The organism is Pseudoalteromonas sp. SANK 73390 (assembly GCF_054966645.1).
The window spans coordinates 124,373-132,325 of the sequence record NZ_ARPN01000050.1 but is presented as its reverse complement, the minus strand read 5'-3'; the positions used below and the strand labels follow the sequence as shown (position 1 = coordinate 132,325).

General features: G+C 40.9%; 6 protein-coding genes. All 6 read right to left on the bottom strand.

Features of this window, described 5'->3' with window-relative positions; all coding sequences use genetic code 11:
• Window positions 1-148: 148 nt before the first annotated feature.
• Genes SANK73390_RS06855 through SANK73390_RS06830 form a run of 6 tightly spaced genes read right to left on the bottom strand, consistent with a single transcriptional unit; the run spans window position 149 to window position 7,952 of the window.
• Window positions 149-1,177, bottom strand: a complete 1,029-nt coding sequence (locus SANK73390_RS06855) for a protein-glutamate methylesterase/protein-glutamine glutaminase (RefSeq protein WP_261593078.1) — start codon at window positions 1,175-1,177, stop codon at window positions 149-151.
• 8 nt (window positions 1,178-1,185) lie between these two features.
• On the bottom strand, window positions 1,186-1,803 hold the full coding sequence (cheD, locus tag SANK73390_RS06850) for a chemoreceptor glutamine deamidase CheD (protein ID WP_261593079.1): 618 nt from the start codon (window positions 1,801-1,803) through the stop codon (window positions 1,186-1,188).
• Window positions 1,796-2,617: a CheR family methyltransferase gene (locus tag SANK73390_RS06845; protein ID WP_261626067.1), complete on the bottom strand. Its 822-nt coding sequence runs from the start codon at window positions 2,615-2,617 to the stop codon at window positions 1,796-1,798. The genes cheD and SANK73390_RS06845 overlap by 8 nt, the downstream gene beginning before the upstream one ends.
• A gap of 60 nt (window positions 2,618-2,677) precedes the next feature.
• Window positions 2,678-5,350 carry a methyl-accepting chemotaxis protein gene (locus SANK73390_RS06840; protein ID WP_462764877.1) on the bottom strand — a complete coding sequence of 891 codons (2,673 nt, stop codon included), beginning with the start codon at window positions 5,348-5,350 and terminating at the stop codon, window positions 2,678-2,680.
• Between the two features lie 38 nt (window positions 5,351-5,388).
• The gene (locus tag SANK73390_RS06835; protein ID WP_261593084.1) at window positions 5,389-5,883 is read right to left on the bottom strand and encodes a chemotaxis protein CheW; all 495 of its coding nucleotides are present in this window, start codon (window positions 5,881-5,883) and stop codon (window positions 5,389-5,391) included.
• Entirely contained in the window at window positions 5,880-7,952 is a 2,073-nt protein-coding gene (locus SANK73390_RS06830) for a chemotaxis protein CheA (RefSeq protein WP_261593085.1), read from the bottom strand. Before SANK73390_RS06830 ends, SANK73390_RS06835 begins: the two co-directional genes overlap by 4 nt.
• Between the last annotated feature and the right edge of the window lies 1 nt (window position 7,953).

The window sequence follows — 7,953 nt, the reverse complement described above, 5'->3', positions numbered from 1 at the left end:
TTGAGCTCTTTGGGCAGCGCCATTCGGGCATTTTTCTACGTTATCACCTAGCTTACATAAAACACTATGGATGCAGGTTCTGCCTTGGGAAAATACCCAAATGACTGCTGCAAAAACACATAGCAAAGGTCAATAGCCCCTAATACAATTATTTTTTACATGCTGTGAGTAACGCATGCGTTACTTCTTGCAGTGGTACAATCGAGCGCGCTGCCTTCAGCTCAACTGCAGCGCGTGGCATTCCCCATACTACAGATGTATTCTCATCTTGCGCTACCGTAAATGCACCAGCTTGCAACAGGCGTAACATTGCTTTTGCTCCATCACTACCCATACCAGTTAACAAAGCAGCACAAACAGCTTCACCAAGAGGAAGTAACGAGTCGAACAACACATCAACCGCAGGTTTATGCCTATTGACCGGCTCTGTATCATCAAGTTCACAAACAAGCTTTCCGCCTTTTTTTACCACTTTTAGATGCTTATCACCAGGAGCAATAAACACGTGGCCCGCTAAAAGCTCATCTCCAACTGCAGCTTCTTTTACTTTGACGGTACAGCACTTGTCCATCCTTTGTGCAAATGACGTACTAAATACAGGTGGAATATGCTGTGTCACAACAACAGGTGGTGCATTTAAAGGTAACCTAATCAACACCTCTTTAATTGCTTCTGTGCCACCCGTCGATGCACCAATCGCCAATACCGCACCACTTTTAAAGTACATATTAGGGATCTTTGCAGTGCTCGATTGACTAGCCAGCATCTTATATGAACGCACTCGTGCACTGGCTGCTATTCTTACTTTTTCATGCACTGATTGAGTATAACTTTTCAATTGATTCACTACATTGGAAACAGGTTTAGCAATAAAATCAACCGCACCAATTTCAAGTGCTTCAATTGTTGCTGGAGACCCCTGCTGCGTTAATGTTGATATCATCACAACAGGCATAGGTCGAAGCCGCATCAAATTTCTTAAAAAGCTAATACCATCCATTTTCGGCATTTCAATATCTAATGTTAAAACATCAGGGTGTAAAGACTTTATCATTTCTCTAGCTTGATAGGGGTCTGCAGCGGCACCAACAACTTTGATATCAGACGCTTGATTTAGAATTTCTGTGAGAATTCCTCGGATCAGAGGGGAGTCATCAACAATAAGCACTTTGATCATACTCACCCCTAAAACAACTCAATATCAGTTTTAGCATCTTGGGCCTCAATATCATGTAAGTAACGCACCTCACGCTTTTCAATCGTATCATTATGCATTTCTCTTAACTTTTTAACTTGTGCTTTGCCAGTTTGTGGGTGAAACATAACTTTTCTTGGCCAAGGCCCTCCCACATCATGAGAAACCAAGTTTAGGCCTTCCTCTTGTACATAAGCATGTGCAAAACGAATATTACCCACTCCTATATCAGTCATAGAGCGTATAATTTTCCCTCCACCAAATAGCTTAATCTTCAAATTGGCTCGTGCTGCGCCATTTTTTATTACTTCATTGATTAAGAATTCCATCGCCCAGTTGCCATATCGGCAATTTAAATCATCAGCATGGATATCTTCTACATTTTTTGCCCCAGGGAGCATAAAATGATTCATCCCCCCTATACCTCTAACTTCATCATACACACAAGCAGCAATACAAGACCCTAAAACAGTAGAGATATATTCATCATTTCTTGATACATAGAACTCACCCGGTAATACTTTTGCAATCACGGCTGCACGACCAGAATCCCAAAACCGTTTTACGTGCTCAAATCCAGCCAATACCGGTGCTAAGTCCCTATTCATAAGATGCCTTTTGATACATGGTTTTCCCTAAATTAATAAATTCCGTGTGCTCTTTTCCCATAGTCTCAGAATGACCAATAAACAAGTGGCCACTTGGTGTTAATAATCTGTGGTATCCTGAAAATAATTTATCTTTAGTTTCTTTATCGAAATATATGAGCACATTTCTACAAAATATAAGATCAAAGGGCCCTTTCATAGGCCAACTTTCTAGCAGATTAAGACGTTTAAATGAAATCAAAGATTGAAGAGTTGGCTTCACTTTGTAAGATTCACCATCTGCGCTTTTCAAAAACCACTTTCTTAATTCTTCCTGCTCTAAACCATTAATGCTACGCGCACTATAAACACCTTCCTGAGCTTTAGCTAACACACTAGAATCTAGATCAGTTGCAAGAATCTTCACATCCCAATCAGTAGGAAAACGGCCTTGAATCGTCATTGCGATGCTGTAAGGCTCTTCACCTGTGGAGCACCCAGCAGACCAAATACGTACTCTTTTAGATGCTGAGTTCCTCTTTATCATCTCACTTACTAATACATTAGATAAATGTTCAAAGTGATGACTTTCTCTGAAAAAAGACGTTAAGTTTGTAGTTATTGCATTGATAAAGTGGCTAAACTCTTGCTCTGAATCATTATCAACTAATGCTATATATTGCTTAAATGACGTTAGCCCATTGGCTCTAATTCTACGAGCTATCCGAGAGTACACCATTTCTTTTTTATGCGGCCCAAGAACAATACCGCACGCCTTATACACACGCTTTGATAACCCTTGAAAATCATCGTCCGTAAAGAGAAACTCTCTCATGTTTACTCCAATTTAAAAAACCTCTAATATAAGCGGCGCTTAGCCGCTCGGGAAGCACGCTTAGAACTCTTCCCACTCTTCAGAGGCATCGGCAAACTTGTTCCCGTTCGACATAGGTTTATTCTCTAACTTAGTATGCTCAGTCGCCTTATGGCTTTGTAAGTGAGAACTTGTCGTTATGTTGGCGGTAGGCATTTGAGGAGGGAGCATTGTTTGCTCATTGCTGTTATCTATAACAAAAAAGTGAAGCTGCTTGCGCATATCATTTGCTTGTTCAGCCATGGATTCCCCAGCTGCCGAAGCCTGTTCAACGAGCGCAGCATTTTGCTGAGTCATCTCATCCATTTGTGCTACTGCTTTGTTAACTTGCTCTATACCCGAGCTTTGTTCCACTGACGCTTCTGCAATGTCTGATATCATTTCTGTAACACGCTTAACCGAAGCAACAATATCTTTTAGAGTTGACCCTGACTCGTTCACAAGCAAAGTACCATCTTCCACTTTTCCTACACTATCTCTGATTAAGTCTTTAATTTCCTTTGCGGCACCAGCGGAACGCTGAGCCAAGTTGCGTACTTCACCAGCAACTACCGCAAAACCACGACCTTGCTCTCCTGCTCTTGCAGCTTCTACCGCTGCATTTAACGCAAGTAAGTTTGTCTGAAATGCTATTTCATCGATTACACCAATAATATCGGCTATTTTCTTACTAGATTCATTAATAGCCGACATGCTTTCCACAGCACGGCTGACCACTTCACCACCAAGAATCGCTTTATCACACGTCTCCTCAGCCAATCCATTCGCTACTTTGGCATTGTCCGCATTTTGCTTCACTGTACTGGTCATCTGCTCCATACTAGAGGCTGTTTCTTCCAATGATGAAGCTTGCTCCTCGGTACGCTGACTCAAATCTGCATTACCTTGAGATATTTCCTCTGCACCACTGGCAACCAATCCTGCTGATGAGCTAATTTTGTTTATCACATCAGTTAATCTGTCAGCTGTACTATTTGCATCTCGTTTTAGTTTATCAAAAGCGCCTTCGTACTCTCCTGTAATACGACGAGTTAAATTACCATTGGCCAATGCGTCTAGCATCTGTGCAGTATCTGACACCGCATCGTCTACAATACCAATTAACTCATTTAAGCCCTTGGCCAGACGTAAATAAAACCCATCCTTTCCTTGTTCATTTAAGCGAATGCTCAAATTACCTCCACCTGCAGAGATAACTAAATCATTCACTTCTTTTTCAATTGCGACTTCTATGGTTCTATCATCCCACTCCACAACCGTGCCAATTCTCTCACCTTCGTCATTAAGAATCGGATTGGCAACTAAACCAAATGTGCGCCCACCAACTGAAATTTCAGTTTTGTAAACTGTTGTCAGCTTATCTAATAAGCCTCGTTGGTGAGCTGGGTTCTTGTGAAATACATCCACATTGGCTCCAAGAAGTGAATTGACATCAAACTGAGGCAAGTCTTTACGAATATCACTTTGTGCATTACTCATCATATTTGTCACCGCTTTATTCATATAAACGATGTCATGTTCGTGATTGGCAATCATGGTGTTTGTCGCTACATTATCAAGTGCTCGTTTCACTCGTACATTTTCATAAGCAGCTTCTTTTTCTTTTTTCTCTCTTTCTAATCGTTCAGTTTTATCTTCCCATTCAACCACTGTGCCTAAACGGTTATTCTCTTCGTCAAACACTGGGGTTGCAATTAACCCGAACGTAAATCCTGCTACTTGTATCTCAGTGATATAAGTTTCAGTTAATCCCTCTAGTAACTTACGCTGGTGACTTGCGTTAACGTGAAAAACATCGATGCACTCACCAATCAGATTCTTTGTGTCGAAATTAGGCAACGCTTGGCGAAGTTGAGCTTGATTCTCCCCCAGCATTTGTAATACAGAGTGATTAGCATAAACAATATTACAATCTCCATCAGCCAGCATGACATTCGCTTGGCAAACATCCAAAGCACTAGAAATCCTTGCATTATTCGCTGCAAGCACCGCTTGCTTGTGTTCAGATGCAAGCTTTTCAGTAATATCTTTCCACTCAACTAAAGTTGATATACGTTCATTTTCAGCGTTAAAAACGGGGGTTGCGATTAAATCAAAAGTCAGACCAGAAACCTCAATCTGCGTCGTATAGACCCTGTTAAGGGTGGCTAAAATACCTCGCTGATGAGCTGGGTTTTTGTGAAAATCATCAATATTAGTACCAACTAAACTATCTACGTTAAATAGCGGTAAGCCCTCTTTTAAACGGCTTTCGTTTGCCTTAAGCATTTTCCGAACTGACTCATTTAAATATGTAATATTCAAATTAGTATCTGCAATCATGATGTTAGCCTGGCAGGTATGTAAGGCATTGAGCAGACTCTCAATATGATTTTTATCTTTATCAGCTTCGACATTTGTGCTAACTGCCCGTGCCAGTTCAGGCAAAGCACTCAAATCTAATCTAGCAAGCACATCCTGATCGGTTAACCGCAAGTAAGGTATTGCCGTATTTAAACAAACAAGCTTACGAGTAAGGCTATCAAGAAGTTGCTTCACATATAAAGTAGCAGCCAACGTTACTATCACTGGAAACCCGATAATTAAGCCACTTTTACCAGTGATTGTTACACCCAATAGCTGGAATGATCCTATAATTGCTGCCACCAGCACTACTGCAATAACTAATAACTTATTATTGTTCTCACTTTGCATGCTCTCACCCTTTCCTTTAATCTCAACCTTTGCGTGATTTACTTTGCATTAAGATCCAGTACTTTTGCTAAGTTGAGCAAAACCACCATTTTTTCACCTACATTGACTAAACCAGAAACATATTGTGCATTGTTAGAATCTTGAAAGTCTGGAACATCCTTTGCTTTTTCTTCCGAAATGCTATAAACATCTGATACTGCGTCAACAACCAACCCCATTACTTTTTGCTGTTCGCGTATGTATACAGACACCACAATGACAACTGTAAGTGGTCCGTAGTCGATACTAGAGATCCCAAATCTAAGCCTGAGATCTATAATTGGTACTATCGTGCCGCGTAAATTAATTGCACCCTTAACAAAATCAGCCGCATTAGGGATAGCGGTGATCTCCTCCCAGCCTCGAATTTCTTGCACAGCTAATATATCCAGGCCATACTCTTCATCGGCCATCATAAACGTTAAATATTGGTTTTCGTCCTGCTGCTTCCCAAGGCTTAACTGCTGGTTTAACTGAATACGCTCACTCATCAAGCCACCTCACTACCCTGTTGTTCAACCAACAACTCCTGTGTTCCTGGCCGCTTTAAACCGCTTAACTTTATTAACCCTGTGATGTCTACTATCAAAGACACTCTACCATCGCCTAATATTGTCGCACCTGAAATGCCATCAACCTTTTGATAGTTAGCTTCTAAACTTTTTATTACAACTTGCTGCTGTGCTAAAAGATCATCAACGAGTATGCCTACTTTGTGATTATCACTTTCAACCACCACCAGAAGAGTCTTATCTAGCTCTTCGATTGCGCCTTGATGATTAAAAATATCGTACAAACGTAAAATAGGTATGTACTCATCTCTGAGTCTAAGTACATCTAAATCTTTGCCCACTCTACTCACTTTAGTGATATCAATTTGCAAGGACTCTACAATCGAAATAAGTGGAATAATATAAGTATGACGAGCTACCTGAACCAGCTGCCCATCAAGAATGGCCAAAGTTAACGGTAAACGAATAGTAAACGTAGACCCAACGCCTGACGCAGAAGCGACTTCAACAGAACCGTTTAGGGCTTGAATATTTCTCCTGACTACATCCATGCCAACACCTCGTCCAGATATATCGCTCACTTCATCAGCCGTAGAGAAGCCCGGCATAAAAATAAGCTCGTTTATCTCATCTGCTGTCAGTTCATCGTGTGCTTGGATTAGGCCATTTGCGATGGCTTTACTACGAATTTTATCAGTATTTAATCCCTGACCATCATCCATAATCTCAATCACTATATTGCCTCCTTGGTGGAAGGCATTAAGCGTAACGGTACCGACTGGTTCTTTACCTGCTGCAATGCGCTTGTCGGGCGTTTCTAAGCCATGATCCAATGAGTTGCGCACCAGATGAACCATAGGATCAGATATTTTTTCCATAACTGTTTTATCTAATTCTGTTTGCTCACCAATTAATTTAAGCTCCACTTGCTTATTCAGTTTTTGGGAAATATCTCTAACTAGCCTCGGAAAGCGACTAAACACAAAACTGATTGGTAACATCCGAATACGCATAACATTCTCTTGTAAGTCTCTGGTGTTATGCGCTAACTGGGCAAGGCCTTCTTGTAAGGCTGTTATTGTAGACTCGGTGATCTCTTGCTCACCAATTTGACTCAGCATAGCTTGGGTAATCACCAATTCACCAACCATATTAATTAATGAGTCTACTTTATCTATCCCAACACGAATTGACGTAGAGGTGGATGACTCATTGTTTTTTTGCGGTTCTACTTTTTTGTTGATTTCTTTAGGTGGCGTAATGGACGCTGAAGATATCTCTGCAGATTTACCATCTGCGCTTTCAGGTTCTGATAGTGTTTCTGTAGATGCTTCAAAAATACCACCGCATACAGTTATCGTGATCTCGGCATCATCTTCTACCCATTCAAATATCTCTTCTATTGCTTTGCTGTCACTGTCTGTAGTTAAGAAAAAACGCCAACTTAAAAAGCACTCATCAGGATGAAGCTGCGCAATGTCGGGGATCGCATCATGAAATACTTGTGTTTCAATTTCTCCTAGCTCCCCTAATTCACTGATCATAAATAACGGCTCATTACCTGTTTTAAACAAGTGCGCTTTAGGCTTAAAATCAATTTGATAGGTGCTTTGTGTTATCTCATCGGCTTTTTCATCATTAGACTCACAAGCAGTGGCCTCTGCAATGCCTAAAATCTCTTCAAACTTACTTCGTAACGCATCAGCTTCAGTCAAATCAGGCTCTTGCTCTGATTGTAGCGCTCGCAGAAGGGTTCTTAAGCAATCGACCGACTTTAACAGCAAATCTACATGTTCTGTGGTGAGGGTACGTCGACCATCACGTACTTGATCCAGCAAAGTTTCAAGTACATGGGTAAAATCGGATACAGAAGTAAAACCAAAAGTACCGCTGCCGCCTTTAATAGAGTGTGCAGCACGAAATATGGTATTAATTGTTTCGCTGTCTTCTTTGCCTGGTTCCAAGTTCAATAACTCAGATTCCATTGCATCGAGTCCTTCAAAACTTTCTTCAAAGAACACCTCAAAAAACTGGCTAAGATCAATACTCATA

Coding starts and splice junctions, on each gene's coding strand:
- SANK73390_RS06855 (WP_261593078.1), bottom strand. CDS start 1,177: ATGATCAAAGTGCTTATTGTTGATGACTCCCCTCTGATCCGAGGAATT.
- cheD (WP_261593079.1), bottom strand. CDS start 1,803: ATGAATAGGGACTTAGCACCGGTATTGGCTGGATTTGAGCACGTAAAA.
- SANK73390_RS06845 (WP_261626067.1), bottom strand. CDS start 2,617: ATGAGAGAGTTTCTCTTTACGGACGATGATTTTCAAGGGTTATCAAAG.
- SANK73390_RS06840 (WP_462764877.1), bottom strand. CDS start 5,350: ATGCAAAGTGAGAACAATAATAAGTTATTAGTTATTGCAGTAGTGCTG.
- SANK73390_RS06830 (WP_261593085.1), bottom strand. CDS start 7,952: ATGAGTATTGATCTTAGCCAGTTTTTTGAGGTGTTCTTTGAAGAAAGT.